This is a genomic window from Microbacterium sp. F01 (assembly GCF_056156365.1).
Genome location: NZ_CM149592.1, coordinates 730,612 through 749,665, shown reverse-complemented (window position 1 = coordinate 749,665; position 19,054 = coordinate 730,612). Strand labels below are relative to the sequence as shown.

Sequence of the window (19,054 nt, the reverse complement as noted above, 5' to 3'; positions counted from 1 at the left end):
GCGAAAGCCACGCTAGCCGCGCCCCCGACCCGAAAGCCAGGGTCGTCACCACCTGTTTACACAGGCTTCGGGAGCGTGTGACACGCGCGAAACACCGCCGGCCGTCAGTGGCCGCGGGCGAGCGCGATGATGCGCTCGTGGCGAGCGGTCCACGAGTTCGCCTCGACGAAGGCGACCCGCGCGGCCTCGTCGGCGGGCCCCGCCTGCAGCGCCGCATCGACGACGTCGACGAAGTCCGACACCGCCGGCGTCAGCCACACCCGGTCGCTGATGCCGCGCACCGGCGGAAGGTCGATGGACAGCACCGGCAGGCCCGCCGCGAGGTATTCGTAGAGCTTCAGCGGGCTCATCGCCTCGGTCAGCGGCGTGCGCCGGTGCGAGACGAGCGCCAGGTCGCTGTTGCGCAGGGTCGCGATGAGCTCGGCGCGTCCGACGCTGCCGTGCACGTGCACGTTGGCGAGCTCCCGCAGCGGCGCGATGTACGAGGCGTCCGGCAACGGACCCAGCAGCACGGTGTGCACGTCGGGCCGTGCCCGCGCGAACGCGGCGATCCCCTCGACGTCGAGCCGGCTGTCGAGCGTGCCGACGTACACGGCGCGCGAGCGCGGCACGCGGGCGAGCCACGCCGGTTCGGGCGGCGGCGGCTGCAGCCACTCTGCGGGCTCCACCCCGTTCGGGACGACCTCGTGCGGGCCGGTGGGCTCGATGCGCTCGAGGATCTGCGCCGAGACCGCGGCCACACTGCGACCGGAGGCCGAGATCCGGCGGTAGGCCTCGCGGAACGCCGGCCAGTACTCGCTGCGTCCCGGCGAGCTCAGCCAGTCGTCGCGCGCGAAGAATGTCACCTGCCGCGCCCAGTCGAAGGGCGAGAACCCGGCCACGAGCGGGTTGCAGGTGAGCGCCACCGGGTCGCTGAGGCCCCGCCGCTGCGCTTCGCGCCGCAACGAGGCGTCGTACGCCGCATACTCCGCGGCGACCTCCGCCGGGTCGAGCCGGTCGGATCGGCGGCGGCGGGCGGGCGAGTGGAGCCAGATCCGATCGGATGCCGGAAACCGGGCGTCTCGGTCGAGCACCGGCGACATCGTCACGCGGGGAAGCCACCGGAACGGGTTCGCGACCACCATGCGGCCGACGTTCGGGCTGCGCATGAGGCTGGAGACGATGCGGTCCGGCGGGCGCATCATGCCGCGGCGCACCGCATCGGCGTAGGTCTCGAACGAGAACGTGAACACGAAGTCGTCGGTGCCTTCGGCTGTGCTGCCGACCGCGGTGCGGCCGATGCGCGACTCCGCTTCGGTCACCCCGGCACCAGCTCTCTCACCACGCGCGCCGGCGCCCCGAGAGCGACGGTGCGCGGCGGGATGTCGCGCGTGACGACCGCGTTCGCGCCGATGACCGCCTGCTCCCCGATCGTGACGCCGGGCATCACCACGACGTTCTGGCCGAGCCATGCGCCACGGCAGATGCGCACCGGGCGCGGCTCGGTCAGCGGCTGGTCGCGGATCGGCACGCCGGCGAGATCGAAGCCGTGGCTGTGGTCGGCGATGTACACGCCCGCCGCGATGCCGACGGCCTCCTCGATGACGACGCTCTGCACCGCCGAGATCGACGCGCCGCGCATGCGCACGCGGTCGTGGATCTCGATCACGGGCCCGGGCTCGTCGCGCGACGGAACCATGAGCCACGAGCCGGCGCCGATGAGCACGCCCGCCCCGATGGCGATGCGGTCGGGGTTCGCGATGCGCGTAGGCAACAGGATGCGCGACCCCGCACCGAACGACTGGAAGCCGCCGGCCACGAGTCGGCTGTACACCGAATCGCGCAGCCGCTGGGCCCCCAGCAGAACCCCATACCCATTGATCCGCCCCACGCGGCTCAGAGTAGCCGCCGCGATCCACGGCGCGAGGAGGGTGCCCGAGAGTTAACGCGCGTGTAACAGCGGCGTCGCTTGCGTCGGCCACTCTGGACCACGAGGGTGCCGCAGTGTCGCCGCTGGATCCGTCGGCCGGCACGGCTATGGGGAATTTCGGGGACGGACTCGCGGGACGCACGGCGTCAGGACCGAGGGGAAGTCCGCGATGACCGAGATCGAAATGCACGTGCCGGGGGCCGAGGCGCCCATGAGGGAGGGCGGCGAACAGGCCGGCGGGAGCGAGTTCGTGCGCCGGCTGCGCCTGACCGCCGCGACGGCCGCGGGCCGCGGCATCCGTTTCTATAGATCCCCCGCCGACTTCGCGGAGGCGTCGTACGACGGCCTCGACGCCGATGCCCGGGCGCGCGCCGTCGAGCTGGGCCGCGCGGGGCTCGCACCAGGCGACGTCGCGATCCTCGCCTTCGAACCGGGCCTGCCGTTCGTCAGGGCGCTGCTCGCCTGCTTGTACGCGGGCGTCGCGGCAACTCCTGTGCCGATCACGGCGATGCGGAACGCGGATGCTGTGCGCCAGCGCCTGCTCGCGATCCTGCAGGACGCCGGCGCCAAGGCCGTGCTCACCGAGTCCGGGGCGCTCGACGGGCTCGGGCTCGCCGGCGAGACGTCGATCGCGGACGCCGTCGTGATCCCGGTCGACGGACCGTCTGCGGCGTCGCCGGACGACTGGGTCGTGCCCGACATCGACGAGTCGTCGCTGGCGATCCTGCAGTACACGTCGGGATCGACCGGGCTTCCCAAGGGCGTCATGGTGTCGCACGGCAACCTGAACGCGAACCAGCAGGCGATCGGCGGGGTCGTCGGCATGACGGCCGACTCGGTCTGCGTCGGATGGCTGCCCCACTACCACGACATGGGCCTGATCGGGCAGATCCTGCAGCCGATCTTCGCCGGCGCCGCGCTGCACATGACCTCGCCGTCGCAGTTCCTGCGCCGGCCCGTGCTCTGGCTGCGGCTGATCTCCGAGCACAAGGCGACGCACACCGTCGGGCCGGATTTCGCGTTCGCGCTGTGCAGCCGTCTGGTGACCGACGAGCAGCTCGCCGAGCTCGACCTGTCGTCGCTGGAGACCGTCATCACCGGCGCGGAGCCGGTGCGCATCGACACCCTCGACGCGTTCACGGCGCGATTCGCCCCCGCCGGATTCCGGGGTGAGGCGTTCGTGCCGGCGTTCGGCATGGCCGAGACGACGCTCCTCATCACCGCGCATCGCGACAGCACCCCGCCGCGGGCGATCACCGTGAGCGCCGATGCCCTCGAACGCGACGAGATCGCTCCCGCGACCGGCGGCGAGCGCAGCGCGCAGCTCGTTCCCTGCGGCGCACCCGGACAGGGGATGGAGATCGCGATCGTCGATCCGGCGACGGCGACGGAGTTGCGCGACGGGCGCATCGGCGAGATCTGGGTGCGGGGCACGAGCGTGACGCAGGGGTACTGGCAGCGCCCGGAGCAGACGGCCGCGGACTTCGGCGCGACCCTGGCCGGCGTCCCCGATGAGGTGTACCTGCGCACCGGCGACCTCGGCGCGATGATCGACGGCGAGCTCGTCATCACCGGCCGCCTGAAAGACCTCATCATCGTGCGCGGGCGCAACATCTACCCGCAGGACCTCGAGCACAGCGCCGCCGCACTCCTCGGAACCGGATGCCTCAGCGCGGCGTTCGAACGCCCGGGCGCGGCGCCGGAGGTCGGGATCGTGGCGGAGGTGGACCCCTCCGCGACGACGGACGAACTCGACGCCCTCACCGCGGCGCTCCGCGCGCGCGTCGGTGGGGAGTTCACGCTGCCGGCGCTGGGCGTGGCGCTCATCCGCAAGGGGACCCTGCCGCGCACCACGAGCGGCAAGGTGCAGCGCGCCCTCACCCGACGACTCCTCCACGAGGAGCGCCTGCAGCTCGTGCATCTCGACGGGTTCGAGGCGGTTCCCGCATGAGCGCGGTCGCGACCGGCGTCGACGCCGGGGTGCTGGCACCCGTGCGCGCGTTCGACGCGTTCCTCGGTGATCCCGCCGACGACGACGCCGTCATCTCGACGCGGCGTTCGGTCCTCCTCGACGAGCGGTCGGCGTTCCCGGAGGACGAGATCGCCGCCGTCACCGCGTTCGGCCTGCAGCGGTGGTACATCCCGGCCGCCCACGGCGGGGCGCTCACCGACGCGCTCGTGCCGCTCCTCATGATCCGCCAGCTCGCCCGGCGCGACTTCACCGTCGCCGCCGCGCACGGCAAGACGTTCCTCGGAGCGATCTGCGCGTGGGTCGCCGACGGTTCGATCGCGACGCGCATGGCCCGCCTCGTCGAGACCGGCAGCCCTGTGTCGTGGGGGCTCACCGAGCGCGGCCGCGGCTCGGACCTCTCGCGATCGGCGACCACCGCACAGATCGACGGGGGCGCGGTGCGCGTCGACGGCGGCAAGTGGCCGATCAACAACGCCGTCCGCTGCCGCGCGATGACGGTGCTCGCCCGCTCCGACGAGCGGGGCGGACCGCGCTCGCTGTCGCTCGTGCTCGTCGACAAGGACGAGGCGGACCCGGCGACGATCGGGTACGAGCCGAAGGTCTCCTCACACGGTCTGCGCGGCGCCAACCTCGCCGGCATCCGGTTCGAGGGATCCGTCGTCGGGGCCGACGCCGTCGTCGGTCCCGACGGCCACGGCCTCGAGATCGTGCTGAAAAGCCTGCAGCTGACCCGGCCGTTCACCACCGGCCTGTCGATGGGCGCCGTCGACCGCGCACTGAGCACCGCGCTGGACGCCGCCGCCGTGCCGGACGGCACGCGCGGGCGCCTGCTCGACGCGCCGGTGGCGCGACGGGCGCTCGGGGTGGCCGTCGCCGACGCGCTCCTGGTCGAGTGCCTGATGCTGGTCGGTGTCCGCTCGGCCCACGCGGTCCCGGGAGAGATGGCGCTCGTCAGCGCGCTGGTGAAGTTCCTCGGCCCCGACACCGCCGACCTGCTGTTCCGCGACCTCACCCGGCTGCTCGGGGCGCAGGCGCTCCTCGTCGGCACGGAGACCTCGGGCGCGCTGCATCCGCCCGTCTTCGGCGCGTTCCAGAAGGCCGCCCGCGACAGCCGCGTCGTCGGCATCTTCGACGGCAACTCCGTCGTCAACCTCAACATGATCGTCAACGAGCTGCCGAACCAGCTGCGCCCGGCGCCGGCGCCGCCGCTGGACGAGGTACTCGCTCCCCTGCGCGCCGACGCACCGTTCGATGCGCTCGATACGACCGCGCTGCGACTGGTGACACGGCACGGCTCCCGGCTGCTGCGGTCGCTGCCGGCGCTCGTCGACGCGGTCGACGATGGGCGCACCTCCCGCGCCGCCGTCGACGCCGCGCGGTGGATCGGCCACGAGTACGCGGCACTGCTCGCCGAAGCGGAGACGCTCCCCCGGCAGTCGCAGCCCGATCCCCTCGCCTTCCACCTCGCCGAACGGTTCGCACTCGTCTTCGGCGGGGCGTGCGCCCTGGCCGTGCATCTCGCACGGGCGGGCTCGGTGCCGGGCCCGCTGGGTGAGAGCGACGTGTGGCTCGCGGCCGTGCTGCAACGGGTGGCGAACCGCCTCGGCGCGGATCCGGTGCAGGCTCCGGTCGCCGACGCGCTGCTCGACGCCGCGGTCCGGGCGCACGATGCCGGAGGCGCCGTGACGCTGCTGGGTTCGTGGACGGAGCGATCGTGAGCATCGCAGAGAGCGTGGAGCGGGCGCGTCCCGCCTTCGGACGCGACGTCGCAGCAGGACTCGACGCCCTCGAGCCGCTCATCGGGCGGGTTCGTGTGGTCGCGCCCAAGGGCGGCCGTGCAGTGACGAGCGCGCTGCGGACGTACCGGTTCGACGCCTCCGACGCCGCGCCCGATAGCGACGCGGCCCGGGCGACCGTCGCCCGGGCCGCGGTGCCCGCCTCGGCGCTCGGCGCGCTCGACGCCGTGCTGCGTGAGTCCGTGCAGTACGCCCGCGCGCGCCACCTGTACGGCGGGACCGTCCTCGACATCCCGCATGCCCGCAGCCTGCTTGCCGCGGCGCTGACCGATGCACTCACCGCCGACGCGCTGAGCAGCGCCGCCGTGTGCCTTGCGGACGCGCACGCCCCCGCAGCATCCGTCTCCGTCGCACTGAGCGCGCATCTCTCGTGCCTGCTGCTCGCCGAGGCTGCTCAGCAGGTGTCGGTGCTCGCCGGCTCGACGTTCTACGCGCGGATCGCGCCGTTCGAGCTCATCGAGCAGCACGTGCGCGACCTCTCGGCTCTCGCCGTGCTCGTCCCCGATCTCGCCGATCCGCTCCCGGCGGCGCTCGACGGGCTGAGCGCCTGGTGCGGGGACACGGATGCTGCCGCCCCGGCCTCGCTGCTGCGGCCCGAGGTCGTCGCGGCGATCGCCACGGACGCCCCCGGGGCGGTCGAGGTGCACGTCGCGCTCGCGGCGGCAGCGGCCGAGACCGCGGAGGCGGCCGCGGAGGCGGAGCCTCTCGACCCGCACCAGGCGCTCGAGCTCGCCCACCGGGTGTCGCTGCTCACGGCGGCCGCCGCGGTGGTCGACGGCTGGATGCACGCGCGGGGCTCGGAGGCGATCGCGGGCGACCCGCTCGCGATGGAGGCGTGCCTCAGACGCATCCGCGGGCGCGTGGTACGGCGGCAGCCGCCGCTTCCCGCCGACCTCGTGGCGCGGCTCGTCGCGCACGCCGAAGCCCGCGCCGCGAGCGGCGAGGAGATGGCGATCGGTCCCGCATGCGCGACCGTCCCGCCGATGTGAGAAGAGAGAGGGAGACAGATGCCTGTACAGCTGACCACCACCGAGATCGAGCAGTGGCTCGTCGGACGCGTCGTCGCCTACGGCAAGATCCAGGCCGATGCCTTCACCGTGGACACACCGCTCGCCGAACTCGGACTCGACTCCGTCTACGCCCTGACGCTCTGCGGCGACATCGAGGACGAGTTCCAGCTCGAGGTCGATCCGACGATCGTGTGGGACCACCCCACGATCCGCGAACTCGCCGAGGGCATCCGGCAGCGTGCCGATGAGTGATCCTCACGGCGATGCCCGGCGCACGCTCGTCTCCGCGCGGGGAGTGCACGTCGTGGCGGGCCGCATCCCCGGTGCCGGATCGGGCTTCGATCCCGAGGAGGCCGAAGAGCTTCTCGGAACGGATGCTGCCACCCTCGGCTCGCTCGACGAGGCACGGGTCGCGTCGTACCTGACGGCGCGCCGGTGGGTGCGCGACATCGTCACCGTGCGCCTGCGGCGCCCCTGGAGCGGATTCGAGACGACTCCACGCGGGGTGAAGCCGCGACTCGCCGACTCGACGCTGGATGTGAGCATCGCCCACGCCGGCGACCGGCTCGTCGTCGGGGTGGTCGAACACGGGCGAATCGGCGTGGACGTCGAGCTCGTCGCATCCGTCTTCGATCAACCCTCGCTCGCCCGTCGCCTGTGCACGCCCGCCGAGCACCGCCGCGCCGAACGGCTGCCGCTCGCCGACCGCAGGGCATGGCTCACCCAGCTGTGGGCGGTGAAAGAGTCGTACGCCAAGGCGCTGGGGGCGGGACTCGCACTGGATTTCCGTGGGTTCGACGCGGCGGGTCTGCGTCACAGTGCGGCCGTTCGCGGTGTGCTGACTCCCGGATCGGGTGCCAGCCGTGCAAAGATCGCTGTCAGCTGGGTCGACGCCGCCCCTTCCTGTTCTCCGTCGCCTGTTCGGGCGATCTAGTCCCATCCCGGAAGGGCATGTTCATGCGTCTGTCTGTCATCGGTTGCGGGTATCTCGGAGCCGTCCACGCCGCGGCGATGGCGTCGATCGGTCACGATGTGGTCGGTATCGACGTCGACGAGCGCAAGGTCGCGTCGCTGTCGAAGGGTGAGGCGCCGTTCTTCGAGCCCGGGCTGCAGGAGATCCTCACCGAGGGCATCGCCTCGGGACGCCTGCGGTTCACCACCGACATGTCCCAGGCGCAGGGCGCCGCGGTGCACTTCGTCGGGGTCGGCACCCCGCAGCAGAAGGACGGGTACGCCGCCGACCTCACCTACGTCAACGCCGCCGTCGACGGCCTCGTCCCCTACCTGTCGCCCGGCGACATCGTCGCCGGCAAATCGACCGTGCCGGTCGGCACCGCCGCCGAGCTCGCACCCCGCGTCGAGGCGACCGGCGCGACGCTGGTGTGGAACCCCGAGTTCCTGCGCGAAGGGTTCGCGGTCAAAGACACCATCGACCCCGACCGGCTCGTGGTGGGCGTGCCGGCCGGCGAACCTGGTGACGCGGCCGCCGACGTGCTGCGGGAGGTGTACCACACGGCCGTCGCGAAGGACACGCCGTTCATCGTCACCGACCTCGCCACCGCCGAGCTCGTGAAGGTCGCCGCCAACGCGTTCCTGGCCACCAAGATCTCGTTCATCAACGCGATGGCCGAGATCGCCGAAGTCACCGGCGCCGACGTGACCCAGCTCGCCGACGCGATCGGACACGACGTCAGGATCGGCCGCCGCTTCCTCGGCGCCGGCATCGGGTTCGGCGGCGGCTGCCTGCCCAAAGACATCCGCGCGTTCTCCGCCCGCGCCGAAGAACTCGGCCGCGGCGAATCGGTCGCGTTCCTCCGCGAGGTCGATGCGATCAACCTGCGCCGCCGCGACCGCGCCGTCGACCTCGTCATCGACGCGCTCGGCGGGTCCGTGTTCAAGAAGAACATCACCGTGCTCGGCGCCGCATTCAAGCCCTACAGCGACGACATCCGCGACTCCCCCGCGCTCGACGTCGCCGTGCGCCTGCACGGCCTCGGCGCCTGGGTCACCATCACCGACCCCGCCGCGATCGAGAACGCGCAGCGCCTGCACCCGCAGCTGAACTACGTCGAAGACCGCGACGAAGCCCTCCGCGAAGCCGACGCCATCATCATGGTCACCGAATGGGACGAGTACCGCCGCGAACTCACCCCCGAACACGCCGCCACCCTCACCCGCGGCAAGGTCGCCATCGACGGCCGCAACGGCTGGGACGCCGCCGCCTGGAGAGACGCCGGCTGGAGCTACCACGGCATGGGACGGCCGTAACGGCGGCGGTTCGCGGACTCAGAGTTCGCGGGCTCAGAGTTCGCGGACTCTGAGTTCGCGGACTCAGAGTTCGTGGACGCTGAGGAGCTGCCAGCCCTCGGGCACTTTGGCTTCGAGCGCGGCCATGTCGTCGGCCTCGATCTCGTCGACACCGTCACGACGGGCGGTCGTCGCCGTCGAGGTGAGCAGCTGCGAACCCTTCGGCATCGCCGCCGGAATGTCCGTCGCCACCCACCCCGCGGTCAGCTGTGAGGTCACGGCTGCGTTGAGGGCCTCGAGGGAGGCGCCTTCCACATCGACGGTTCGGGTTTCGACAGGGCGGATGCGGCCGACGAGCATAGGTCGATCCTACGAGCGTCCTGCGGCAACGCTGATCGAACCGGGCCTGTTTTCCGCGGACAGCCTGCGGTATCGTCGCCCTATTCTCGACGGTGAGACAGCTCCCGCACCCGAGCCTGGCTGCCGCCGTCACGGAATCCGTGACTCGTGCCGAGACGCCCGTACGACCTCCGCGAGTCGCTGGGGGACGGAGTACGACGTGAAGCGTGCACTCATCACCGGGATCACCGGTCAGGACGGCTCTTACCTGGCCGAGCTTCTGCTCGGAAAGGGCTACGAGGTCCACGGCCTGATACGCCGGGCGTCGACCTTCAACACCCAGCGCATCGACCATCTCTATGTCGATCCGCACGATCCGAGCGCGAGGTTGTTCCTCCACTACGGCGACCTGAGCGACGGCGCCGGGCTCGTGAGCCTCCTCGTGAAGATCCATCCTCACGAGGTGTACAACCTCGCCGCACAGTCGCACGTGCGGGTGTCGTTCGACGAGCCCGTGCACACCGCCGACACGACGGGCATCGGCACGGTCCGCCTGCTCGAAGCCGTGCGCTCTTCGGGCATCGACACGAAGTTCTATCAGGCCTCCACGTCGGAGCTGTACGGCGCCACCCCTCCGCCGCAGAACGAGGAATCGCGCTTCTACCCGCGTTCCCCGTACTCCGCCGCCAAGCTGTACAGCTTCTGGATCACGAAGAACTACCGCGAGGCGTACGACATGTTCGCGGTGAACGGCATCCTGTTCAACCACGAGTCCCCGCGCCGCGGCGAGACGTTCGTCACGCGCAAGATCACGCGCGCGGTCGCCCGCATAAAGGCGGGCCTGCAGAACGACCTGTACCTCGGCAATCTGGATTCGATCCGGGACTGGGGGTACGCGGCCGAGTACGTAGAAGGAATGTGGCGGATGCTGCAGGTCGATGAACCCGAGGACTTCGTGCTCGCGACGGGCGTCGGATACACGATCCGCGACTTCCTCGAGGCCTCGTTCGGCCATGCAGGCCTGGATTGGCAGGAGTACGTGAAGTTCGACGAGCGCTACCTGCGCCCCACCGAGGTGGACGCTCTCATCGGCGACCCGTCGAAGGCCGCCGACAAGCTCGGGTGGAGAGCAACCCTCGACGGCAAGGACCTCGCCCAGCTGATGGTCGACGCCGACATCGAGGCGCTCGACCAACGACCGGAGTGGATCGACTCCGTCAAGCTCGCCTCGTGGACGGCCGAGCCGTCGCTGGTAGGCCCATGACCACCGCGACCGACGGTGTCTCGTGCGCGCCCGGGGAACTCGACCGCGACGCGACGTTCTACGTCGCGGGTCACCGGGGGCTCGTCGGGTCGGCCATCGTTCGGCAGTTGGATGCTGCGGGCTTCACGAACATCGTGGGCAAGACGTCCGCCGAACTCGATCTCAAGAACCGCGACGACGTCTTCGCCTACCTGGCCGAGATCAGGCCGCGATACCTGGTGCTCGCCGCAGCCAAGGTGGGCGGCATCCTCGCGAATTCGACATACCCGGTCGATTTCCTCAGCGACAATCTCCGCATCCAATCGAACGTGCTCGACGCGGCGCTGGAGAACGAGGTCGAGCGGGTCGCGTTCCTCGGCTCGTCGTGCATCTATCCGAAGTTCGCGGAGCAGCCGATCCGCGAGGACTCGCTGCTCACCGGACGCCTGGAACCGACGAACGACGCGTACGCGATCGCGAAGATCGCCGGCATCCTGAACATCCAAGCCGTGCGTCGCCAATACGGCTTGCCGTGGATCTCGGCGATGCCGACCAACCTCTACGGGCCGAACGACAACTTCTCGCCGCAGGGGTCGCACGTGCTCCCGGCGCTGATCCACCGGTACGACGAGGCGGTGAGCTCCGGCGCTTCGTCGGTGACGAACTGGGGCACCGGGACGCCGCGCCGCGAGTTCCTGCACGCCGACGACATGGCCGATGCTGTGCTGCACCTGCTGGAGCACTACGACGGCCCGGAGCAGGTCAACGTCGGCACCGGCACGGACGTCACCATCCGCGAGATCGCCGACATGATCGCCGGGATCGTCGGCTTCGAGGGCGAGACCGAGTGGGACACCTCCAAGCCCGATGGCACTCCGCAGAAGCTGCTCGACGTATCGAAGCTCGCCGCGGCCGGGTGGAGGTCGAAGATCCCGCTGGAGGACGGACTCGAGCGCACGGTTGCGTGGTACCGCGACCACGCCGGCGCGATCCGCGTGTAGTCGATCGCGCTTCGATGCGGGGCAGCGGCCCTCAGGCTCGGGGGAGAGTAATTCTGAGAGCCGCTGCACGGGTCACGGTAGACGCGAGTTCATCACATGGGTCCCCGGGTTGACAGGCCTCAGCGTAGCCCGTAGGGGCGGTGCTGTCCCACGCGATTTCGAGCATCGGCTGCCCACGTTTCGCGAATCACGCCGGTCGTACCGCTACCTTGGAGCCACTGCCGGCTCCTGTCTCGTCACGGAGGACACGAAATGACTCAGCGCCCGCTCGGCGTCACCCTCGTCGCCATCATCGCCTGGATCTCGGGCTTCCTGCAGATCATCGGCTCGATCTTCGTGATCATCGCCGGCCTCTTCATCACGTGGCCGGCCATCCTCGGGTGGATCAGCCTCATCATCGGCATCGTCACGCTGTGGGTCGGCGTCGGCCTCTGGCGCGGCAACCCCACCGCTCGCACGATCGCGACGATCGTGTTCGTCGCGAACATCGTGCTCGAGGTGCTGGGGATGTTCAACGGCGAGAGCCTCTGGTCGGCCATCGGCGGCAGCATCCTGTCGCTCATCGGCCTGATCCTGCTCTACACGCGCTCAGCGCGGGAGTACTTCGGCAGCTGATACGACCCGGCTGTTACGTGGCGAGGTGCGCGAGCAGCTTCTTGAGCAGCACGTCGAAGCTCTCATCTTCGGGCTTCTCGGGCTCGGGGGCTGGCGGCTTCTTCGCGGTCATCGCCTTGGGCACCAGCACGGTGCCGCGGACCGACGTCATCTCAGGATCCACCGGGAACCACTCCCGCAGCGATTCGCTGAGCGCCGCGACAGCGAGGAGCCTGTCGAGATCCTTCAGGTGCACGTCGTCAGTGACCTTCTTGCGGACCTCCGCGTCGACCTCAGACAGCGCTTCGGTGACCTGACAGTAGGCGTGGGTGAGACTCTTGAGCTTCTCGGTGGTGAGGTCGAAGTTGTCGGCTTCGGTCTCGAGCATGGTTGCCGCTGTGGTGACGGCTTGCGCGGCCGACGCGAGCGGGTCGGGCTTCGCAGGGGCCTCCCCGGGGGCCGGCGTCGCGGGCGGGTCGGGGTCGACGTCGGGCTGATTCTGCGGGGGGAGCGGCGGGCGCGGGGGCACGACGACGGCGGGAGCGGCGTTGAGTTCTTCGGCGCCCGGTGTGCCGCTCTGGGCGGGACTCGCGGTCGTGGCGGCGGGGACGGTCGGCGCGACGGGCTCGGGCGGCTTATTGGGCTCGCGGTCCTTCTGCCGGGGGCGGTTGCGGTCTTGCCGGCTCATGAGGTGCTCCCTTGGTTCGACGCGAACAGGATGGCGCGGTAACAGGCGAGCGAGTACGCGACGATCGGGTCGCGATCATAACCTCCCGTCACCGCGAGAGCGGCTTCCTCGCAGCGGAAGCGCTCTGCATCCGTGAGGACGGCTTTCGGATCACCAGCGTGGGCTTCGCGGGGCCGCGCCTCGTTCGACGCGGCCAGGTCCGCCTGTGTGCGCGGGTGCACGGCGTCCCACGCCGCACGCTCCTGGGCGAACTCGGCGAGACCGAGGGCTTCGGGCCGCGTGGTGGGCGGAGTGGCGAGTCGCGACGCGCGGAACTCGTCGAGGAGCAGCAGCTGACGCCGCCGGATCGCGAGCTTGGGCGGCTCGCGCTTCGACAGCGGACCGCCGAACGTCTCGCGCCGCAGCTTCTGGTACTGCTCGTCGACGCTCCGCTGGCCCGGGTGAGGCGTCTCTCCGCTCAGTTTCACGGCCGCATCCGCATTCATGGCCGCGACGACGCGCGTCTGCAGCAGGCGCAGGAGCAGACCGTTCTGCCGCATCTGCGACATGCGCACCTCGTCCTTGACACGGAGGAAGCGCGAGGCATCGGGGGGCGCGGCCGGGGCTGCGGGTTGCGCTGAAGCGGGAGCCGAGGGACGACGATGCGGGAACGTTGTGCGCCGCCACACCCAGTCGTCGGCCCCTCCCGGGCGCGCGCGGGTCAGTTCCTCGAGGATCGCCCCGTCCAGGAACTCCCGGTAGGCCTCGTGCGGCTTCGGGTTCTTCGGGTCGTGGATCTGGGGGTCGCGGTAGGCGTAGTTCGCGAGGGTGGTCCAGGCGGCGCGGTTCTGCGGATCCAGTTCGATGGCACGAGCGAGGATCGGGATGCCTCGGGCCCGCGTCGCTCGGTTGCTCGAGAGCGCGCTGCTGCCGATGTAGTGCAGCGCGATCGACTCGCCGTCGGTCGCCCCCGACAGATCAGCATCGAACTCGGACCGGTACCTCGAGCGCAGCGTCGCGATCAGCTCGCCACCGATCAGCGCGGCCAGCACCTCGGCCGGGGTCATCTCGTCGACGCCCGTCAGCGGCTCGCCGATCTTGACCCGCTTCGCCTTCATGAGGGCGCCATTGCGTGAGATGGTCACCGACGCCGCCGTCTCACCCTCGTTCTCGACCGTCAGCGTCCAGGGCGTCGCCCCGACGATCGCGCTCACGGCGACCTGCAGCGTGGCGACGAACTTGTTGTCGGAGAGCTCGCTCACGGCGGCGGCCGCGGTGGTCAGGTCGGTGCCGACCGGAAACTCGAGCCCTCGATTCGTCTGCCCCGCCATCGCGTCCATCGCGGCCATGATGTGCGCGCTGTCGAGGCCGGTGCCGTCGTCTTTGCTCTTGAGCTTGATCGCGACACCCTGCCGCGTCGCGAAGGCGAACGTCAGAGTGGCGATCGTCAGAAGCGCGACAAGCAGAACGACCCACCAGGTGCCGGAACGCCCCAGTACCTCGGGAACGAACTGCTCGAAGCGATAACCCTCGCGATCCACATCGGCATCGCTGGTCGGGCCGCCCTGCGCCATCACCCACATGCCGCGCAACGCGACATAGGCCGGTATGGCGACCGCGAATGTCAGACCGACGATCCATGCCGCGATGCGCCAGCTGCGCATCGACCGCAGGTTGCGCACCTTCGGCAGCAGCGCGAGCAGTCGCGCGATCACGAGCAGCGCGAGCGTGAACAGTCCGACGAAGACGAGAATCGGAACGAGCGCGTCGAGGGTGTCCGTGAAGACCTTCCACAAGGCTCCGAGGTCCACCCCGTCGTACTCTGTCGGATCCTTCACGGGACGCAGACACTCCGCGACCTCGGCCGCGTTCCATCCCGGCTGCGCGAGCAGAAGCTCGGTCGCCACCCGCAGCGCGTCTTCGCCGCCACCCTTCGCGATCGCGACCGCCGCCTCGCAGTCGGCGTCCGCGCCGAACGCCGCCGTCGGCGGGCCGAACACCGCCACCGCGGCGCCGGCGACAACGGCGCCGACGCCGGCACTACCCGCAAGACCACGCCAACCAGGCATACGGCCCCCACCGTCTCCCGGAAACCCCCGGATTAGCGCATATCGTGGCCCTGTCGCCCACCGCGCGTCAAGTCCCTCGTCGGCCGCGGGCGCAGCATCCGTCAATCCGGAACTCTGCGCCGCTCCCTCAGGTGCACGATCGCGAGGCCGATTGCGGCGCCCAGCACGTTGGCGACGATGTCGCGGAGGCTCGGCGTGCGCTGGGCGAGGAGCAGCGCCTGCCCCGATTCGATGACCAGCGTGGTGGCGAGGGCGATCGGCACGACGAGTCCGCGGTGCAGCGGGAGCGCGAACGCCAGCAGCACCCCGAACGGCACGAACAGCGCAACGTTCGCGGTCGTCTCGATGAGGTCGTACGTCAGCCACGGAACCGCCCGCGTGATCGCCTCGAGGAAGGCTGACGCTCCGCGATCCACGGGTGTGGGCCAGAACGCGATGAGCGCGAGCATCACACCGTAGACGACGAGCAGACGGATGCCGCGGCTCTGCCCGCGACGAAGGTGCACCGTTGCGACAGCCGCCGTGGAGGTCTGCGCGGGCGCGAGAGGGGGTGCATCGGCGATGGCGGGCTCCCCTCGATCGGGCGCCGCGACACTGCCGCGCAGTGCGGCGATTCTACTCGGGAGGACATGCGGGCGCGCATGGATTCTTTCTTGTGGAACGTTTGTTCGAATGTCGTCGTCGTAGATTGATTCGAGACTCTCGATGTCGCGGCGCGACGGCAACGGGCGTTGACGCTGCCGATCTGGCACAACTCCCATGATGGATCGCCTCGGGAAACCGCCGAAGTAGTCAATGAAGATCCGGTTTGCCTGCAGCTCCTGATGCCACCTCTGGCATCGCGTATCTTCAAGAGAGATTAGAACAAATCTTTGACACTCGCACCAGTTTTCGATACGCTGGATCCATGACCAGCGCACTGTCATCCCTCGCCGAGGCGATCGACGCGGCGCGCGGAATTCTGCCCGACGGCCGCGACATCGCGTCGCTCACACCGGCCGAGCTGATCGCTCTCAACGACCAGATCGGGCGTGGCAAGCGTCTCGCCGAGAGTGTGCAGGCGCTGGTGGCTTCCGAGATCCAGCGGCAGTCACGACCCGAGCTCGGGCCCGACAGCCTCGCGAAGATCCAGGGCTTTCGCAATCCCACACAGTTCATCGCGGCGACGATGGGCACCACCACCGGCGATGCCGCGCGGCTCGTGAAGGTCGGCGAGGCCACGACCCCACGCACGCTGCTGTCGGGCGACAAGGCACCCGCCCGGCACCCTCACGTCGGGCAGGGCCTCGGCGACGGCCGCATCGGTGCACAGGCCGCGGCGGCGATCATCGCGATGCTCGACCGCGTCGCGATCCGTGCCGGCGCAGAGAAGGTCGCCCAGGCCGAGAAGCTCCTCGTCGAGCAAGCCGCCGGGCTCCCCCTCGACGCGCTCTCCAAGCTCATCCTCCGCGCCGAGGCCTGGCTCGACCCCGACGGCGTCGAGCCGCGTGAGGCAGACCTCGCGGCGGAGACCACAGTGAAGGTCCGGACTGACCACCGAGGCATGCTCATCATCCACGGTGAGTTCGATCCCGTCAGCGGCGCGCCGGTCAAGACGGCGATCGAGGGCTACGTCACCGCGCAGTTGCGCGCCCAGCGCGATGCCGAGTCCGCCCGCGCAACGTCGGCAACCGACGCGCACGCGACACCCCTTCTTGACGAGACGACCGATGCTGAGCGCCGAACCATCCCGCAGATGCAGGCCGATGCCCTCGTGAGCATCTGCGAGCACGCCCTCGGGTGCGACGAGAAAGACCTCCCCCTCAACGGCGTGACCGTGGTCGTGCGCATGGACCTCGAGACGCTCCGCGAAGGCACCGGCACCGCTGAGATCGACGGCATCGACGCTCCGATCTCGGCCTCCGCGGCCCGCAAGCTCGCGTCGAGCGCGTCGATCATCCCCGCCGTGCTCGGCGGCGACAGCGAGATCCTCGACTGGGGCCGCGAGCGGCGGCTCTACTCCAAGTCCCAGAAGCTCGCCCTCGGCGAGCGCGACGGCGGGTGCGCCGGGTGCGCGCTTCCGCCGCAGTTCACGAAGGTGCATCACATCCGCTGGTGGGCGCGAGACGCCGGCCCCACCGACCTCGACAACGGGGTGCTGCTCTGCGAATCCTGTCACCACCGCGTACATGACAACGGGTGGGACGTACAGGTCGAAGGCACCGGAAGAAGAGCCAAGGTGTGGCTCATCCCACCCGCCTACGTCGACCCCGCACGCACCCCGCGCCTCGGCGGGCGCGCCCGCTACGACTTCGCCACCGTCTGAGCCCCGTTATCGTGGGCCCGTGCCCACCCATGCTTCGACCGACGCGACGGTAATGCTGCGCCTGGACGAAGCCGACGAGCTCGCCGCCGCGTGGGTATCCGCGCTGGCGGAGAGGCGCGGCATCCGTGCCCTTCTCATCAAAGGGCCGGCACTGCACCTCCACGGCCTGCGTGAAGAGCGGGTGTCGGCAGACGTGGACCTGCTCGTCGAGCCGGCCCGGTTCGACGAGCTGTGCGAGGCGATCGCAGATTCCGGGTGGAGGAAGCGGCCGTCAGGACTCGTCGGCGAGCTGACCACCCTGCACTCGAACACATACCTGCGCGACGGATGGCCGTGCGACCTCGATGTGCACAGCTTCTTTCCGGGCTTCCTCGCCGACCCTGCCGACGTGTTCGAGGCGCTCTGGCGGCACCGGTGGACGCTGGAGCTCGCACACCGCGACTGCCTCGCGCTCGACAAGGTCGCCGGGGCGCTCATCCTGGGCCTGCACTCGCTGCGCGGGGCGACGATCCAGCCGCGCCACCTCGACGAGCTCGAGCAGTTGGTGCGTACGCCCTTCACAGACACCGAGCGTCTCGAACTCGGATTCCTCGCCCGCGAGACCGGCTGCGTCGCGACCCTCGAGTCGGTGCTGCCCCGCCTGGGCGTGCAGATCGAGCCGTCCGCCGCCGAACTGACGTCACCGGCCCTGCGCGATTGGCGCGAACGCGTGTCGGCGGGATCGTTCGGCTCCTACTTCTGGCTGCTGGCGCTGCGCAAGTCGCCGTGGAGCGCACGCCCCCGCATCCTGTGGGGCGCCTTCTGGCCCTCCCGCCGCGACCTGCTGATCTCCCGACCCGAAACGGTCGACACATTCCGCGGACGGACGCGGGCGCGACTCGCGCGCTGGGGGCGCGGCATCCGTTCCGGCCCCGCCGGTCTGCGGGCCGTCTGGACCCACCGCCGCGGCGTCACCCCATGACGAACCACAGCGCGGCCACCGCCGCAAGGAACACGGCCGCGACACAGATGAGCCACATGGGTGCTCCGCCGTATTCGCGGAGGAACCACGGCTCCTGTCCGATCTCGTACCGCCGCCGCCGACGTCGTCGCTGTGCCATGGCGAGCCCCCGCTCGTAGTTCTGCTGCACGACGCCGTTGTCTGAGCCCGACCGTACGCGCGCGCGGTTGCCGGATGGGGGCGTGCGTGTAACGAATGGCCGCACGACGCTCAGGATCTCGTAAAGACGCCGAGGACGTTACGCCGCGTTGACGGGCTGCCATCTGCGTTCCACTAGGGTGAGGATCACGTCGACGGTTTGGGGCCGTCGCATGTCGGGCGAGGGGTCGCCCGTTCTGTTGAAGGCTGTGGGAGCCCGTTCGACGCCCGTCAGCCACGACTGTTCTCTGGGGGAACACAGTGACCGACACGCTCGCGCGCGCTCTCGAACCGGCCGACAACGGCATGGACCGCCGGAAGCTCCTGAAGATGGGCGTTTGGGCTGCGCCGGTGGTGGTGCTGGCCACGGCCGCGCCCGCCGCAGCCGCGTCGAACCCGGATCTCACGGTAACCGCCACAACAAGCCGGGAGGTTGGTGTGACCACCACCAATCCCGGGCGCGACACGATAATCGTGTCGACGGACGTGACCGTCAACAAGACGGCGACTCTCATTGTCGTGCTCCAGATCGCTGAGAATGGAGCCTGGGCTGCTGGCATCCCCGATCAGGACACCGTCTCAGCCCAGTCCGTGACCAAGACGGTCGCGCTCGCGGCGGGGACGACGAAACTCAAGTTCCCGAAGTTCACCCGCGGCAACAACGGCAAGAAGCCGAGCGTCACGCTAACCTACAAGCTCGTCAACGGCCTAGAGGTTCTGCCTGCCCAATCAGTCACCTGGTAGGCACTTATCTGAGACCGACT

General features: G+C 70.1%; 19 protein-coding genes. 12 read left to right on the top strand and 7 right to left on the bottom strand.

Features of this window, described 5'->3' with window-relative positions:
* Positions 1-104: 104 nt before the first annotated feature.
* Positions 105-1,301, bottom strand: coding sequence for a glycosyltransferase (locus ACVN90_RS03290; protein WP_475100751.1), 1,197 nt, complete (start codon positions 1,299-1,301; stop codon positions 105-107).
* The gene (locus tag ACVN90_RS03285) at positions 1,298-1,870 is read right to left on the bottom strand and encodes an acyltransferase (RefSeq protein ID WP_475100750.1); all 573 of its coding nucleotides are present in this window, start codon (positions 1,868-1,870) and stop codon (positions 1,298-1,300) included. The genes ACVN90_RS03290 and ACVN90_RS03285 overlap by 4 nt, the downstream gene beginning before the upstream one ends.
* 208 nt (positions 1,871-2,078) lie before the next feature.
* Between ACVN90_RS03285 and ACVN90_RS03280 the strand changes: the two genes are divergently transcribed.
* From ACVN90_RS03280 to ACVN90_RS03255, 6 genes are read left to right on the top strand one after another with little or no spacing between them, the layout of a single operon-like run.
* A complete protein-coding gene (locus ACVN90_RS03280) occupies positions 2,079-3,860 on the top strand; it encodes a fatty acyl-AMP ligase (protein ID WP_475100749.1) in 1,782 nt (593 codons plus the stop codon).
* Positions 3,857-5,599, top strand: coding sequence for an acyl-CoA dehydrogenase family protein (locus ACVN90_RS03275; protein ID WP_475100748.1), 1,743 nt, complete (start codon positions 3,857-3,859; stop codon positions 5,597-5,599). The genes ACVN90_RS03280 and ACVN90_RS03275 overlap by 4 nt, the downstream gene beginning before the upstream one ends.
* Positions 5,596-6,666 carry an acyl-CoA dehydrogenase family protein gene (locus ACVN90_RS03270; RefSeq protein ID WP_475100747.1) on the top strand — a complete coding sequence of 357 codons (1,071 nt, stop codon included), beginning with the start codon at positions 5,596-5,598 and terminating at the stop codon, positions 6,664-6,666. The genes ACVN90_RS03275 and ACVN90_RS03270 overlap by 4 nt, the downstream gene beginning before the upstream one ends.
* Before the next feature lie 18 nt (positions 6,667-6,684).
* On the top strand, positions 6,685-6,939 hold the full coding sequence (locus ACVN90_RS03265) for an acyl carrier protein (protein WP_475100746.1): 255 nt from the start codon (positions 6,685-6,687) through the stop codon (positions 6,937-6,939).
* Complete coding sequence (locus ACVN90_RS03260; protein ID WP_475100745.1) at positions 6,932-7,621, top strand: 4'-phosphopantetheinyl transferase family protein; 690 nt, start codon at positions 6,932-6,934, stop codon at positions 7,619-7,621. The genes ACVN90_RS03265 and ACVN90_RS03260 overlap by 8 nt, the downstream gene beginning before the upstream one ends.
* Before the next feature lie 23 nt (positions 7,622-7,644).
* Positions 7,645-8,955, top strand: coding sequence for a UDP-glucose dehydrogenase family protein (locus tag ACVN90_RS03255; protein ID WP_475100744.1), 1,311 nt, complete (start codon positions 7,645-7,647; stop codon positions 8,953-8,955).
* A 63-nt stretch (positions 8,956-9,018) separates the two neighbouring features.
* Here ACVN90_RS03255 and ACVN90_RS03250 read toward each other — a convergent pair whose 3' ends face one another.
* Positions 9,019-9,294, bottom strand: coding sequence for a hypothetical protein (locus ACVN90_RS03250; RefSeq protein ID WP_475100743.1), 276 nt, complete (start codon positions 9,292-9,294; stop codon positions 9,019-9,021).
* 199 nt (positions 9,295-9,493) lie between these two features.
* Here ACVN90_RS03250 and gmd point away from each other — a divergent pair, with 199 nt between their 5' ends.
* The 3 genes from gmd (at position 9,494) to ACVN90_RS03235 (ending at position 12,132) form a co-directional block, all read left to right on the top strand.
* The gene (gene gmd, locus ACVN90_RS03245) at positions 9,494-10,537 is read left to right on the top strand and encodes a GDP-mannose 4,6-dehydratase (protein WP_475100742.1); all 1,044 of its coding nucleotides are present in this window, start codon (positions 9,494-9,496) and stop codon (positions 10,535-10,537) included.
* Positions 10,534-11,517: a GDP-L-fucose synthase family protein gene (locus ACVN90_RS03240; RefSeq protein WP_475100741.1), complete on the top strand. Its 984-nt coding sequence runs from the start codon at positions 10,534-10,536 to the stop codon at positions 11,515-11,517. The genes gmd and ACVN90_RS03240 overlap by 4 nt, the downstream gene beginning before the upstream one ends.
* Positions 11,518-11,769: 252 nt before the next feature.
* Positions 11,770-12,132, top strand: a complete 363-nt coding sequence (locus ACVN90_RS03235; RefSeq protein WP_475100740.1) for a hypothetical protein — start codon at positions 11,770-11,772, stop codon at positions 12,130-12,132.
* A gap of 13 nt (positions 12,133-12,145) precedes the next feature.
* On the opposite strand, the gene ACVN90_RS03230 is transcribed toward ACVN90_RS03235, so the two are convergent.
* The 3 genes from ACVN90_RS03230 to ACVN90_RS03220 all read right to left on the bottom strand — a co-directional run bounded on the left by ACVN90_RS03230 (position 12,146) and on the right by ACVN90_RS03220 (position 15,353).
* A complete protein-coding gene (locus tag ACVN90_RS03230; protein WP_475100739.1) occupies positions 12,146-12,799 on the bottom strand; it encodes a hypothetical protein in 654 nt (217 codons plus the stop codon).
* Positions 12,796-14,847 carry a hypothetical protein gene (locus ACVN90_RS03225; protein WP_475100738.1) on the bottom strand — a complete coding sequence of 684 codons (2,052 nt, stop codon included), beginning with the start codon at positions 14,845-14,847 and terminating at the stop codon, positions 12,796-12,798. The genes ACVN90_RS03230 and ACVN90_RS03225 overlap by 4 nt, the downstream gene beginning before the upstream one ends.
* Before the next feature lie 101 nt (positions 14,848-14,948).
* Entirely contained in the window at positions 14,949-15,353 is a 405-nt protein-coding gene (locus ACVN90_RS03220; RefSeq protein ID WP_475100737.1) for a VanZ family protein, read from the bottom strand.
* Positions 15,354-15,754: 401 nt separating this feature from the next.
* Between ACVN90_RS03220 and ACVN90_RS03215 the strand changes: the two genes are divergently transcribed.
* Together ACVN90_RS03215 and ACVN90_RS03210 are read left to right on the top strand one after the other, a co-directional pair.
* Complete coding sequence (locus ACVN90_RS03215; protein ID WP_475100736.1) at positions 15,755-17,152, top strand: HNH endonuclease; 1,398 nt, start codon at positions 15,755-15,757, stop codon at positions 17,150-17,152.
* A gap of 19 nt (positions 17,153-17,171) precedes the next feature.
* Positions 17,172-18,113: a nucleotidyltransferase family protein gene (locus ACVN90_RS03210; RefSeq protein ID WP_475100735.1), complete on the top strand. Its 942-nt coding sequence runs from the start codon at positions 17,172-17,174 to the stop codon at positions 18,111-18,113.
* On the opposite strand, the gene ACVN90_RS03205 is transcribed toward ACVN90_RS03210, so the two are convergent.
* Positions 18,103-18,282, bottom strand: coding sequence for a hypothetical protein (locus ACVN90_RS03205; protein WP_475100734.1), 180 nt, complete (start codon positions 18,280-18,282; stop codon positions 18,103-18,105). The genes ACVN90_RS03210 and ACVN90_RS03205 overlap by 11 nt on opposite strands.
* A 269-nt stretch (positions 18,283-18,551) precedes the next feature.
* Between ACVN90_RS03205 and ACVN90_RS03200 the strand changes: the two genes are divergently transcribed.
* A complete protein-coding gene (locus ACVN90_RS03200) occupies positions 18,552-19,034 on the top strand; it encodes a hypothetical protein (protein ID WP_475100733.1) in 483 nt (160 codons plus the stop codon).
* The last annotated feature ends 20 nt before the right edge of the window (positions 19,035-19,054 follow it).

Excerpts from the sequence above, each read along its gene's own strand:
- ACVN90_RS03280 (WP_475100749.1), top strand. The coding sequence starts at position 2,079 with ATGACCGAGATCGAAATGCACGTGCCGGGGGCCGAGGCGCCCATGAGG.
- ACVN90_RS03250 (WP_475100743.1), bottom strand. The coding sequence starts at position 9,294 with ATGCTCGTCGGCCGCATCCGCCCTGTCGAAACCCGAACCGTCGATGTG.
- ACVN90_RS03265 (WP_475100746.1), top strand. The coding sequence starts at position 6,685 with ATGCCTGTACAGCTGACCACCACCGAGATCGAGCAGTGGCTCGTCGGA.
- ACVN90_RS03225 (WP_475100738.1), bottom strand. The coding sequence starts at position 14,847 with ATGCCTGGTTGGCGTGGTCTTGCGGGTAGTGCCGGCGTCGGCGCCGTT.
- ACVN90_RS03235 (WP_475100740.1), top strand. The coding sequence starts at position 11,770 with ATGACTCAGCGCCCGCTCGGCGTCACCCTCGTCGCCATCATCGCCTGG.
- ACVN90_RS03215 (WP_475100736.1), top strand. The coding sequence starts at position 15,755 with ATGACCAGCGCACTGTCATCCCTCGCCGAGGCGATCGACGCGGCGCGC.
- ACVN90_RS03255 (WP_475100744.1), top strand. The coding sequence starts at position 7,645 with ATGCGTCTGTCTGTCATCGGTTGCGGGTATCTCGGAGCCGTCCACGCC.
- ACVN90_RS03260 (WP_475100745.1), top strand. The coding sequence starts at position 6,932 with ATGAGTGATCCTCACGGCGATGCCCGGCGCACGCTCGTCTCCGCGCGG.
- ACVN90_RS03240 (WP_475100741.1), top strand. The coding sequence starts at position 10,534 with ATGACCACCGCGACCGACGGTGTCTCGTGCGCGCCCGGGGAACTCGAC.
- ACVN90_RS03230 (WP_475100739.1), bottom strand. The coding sequence starts at position 12,799 with ATGAGCCGGCAAGACCGCAACCGCCCCCGGCAGAAGGACCGCGAGCCC.
- ACVN90_RS03275 (WP_475100748.1), top strand. The coding sequence starts at position 3,857 with ATGAGCGCGGTCGCGACCGGCGTCGACGCCGGGGTGCTGGCACCCGTG.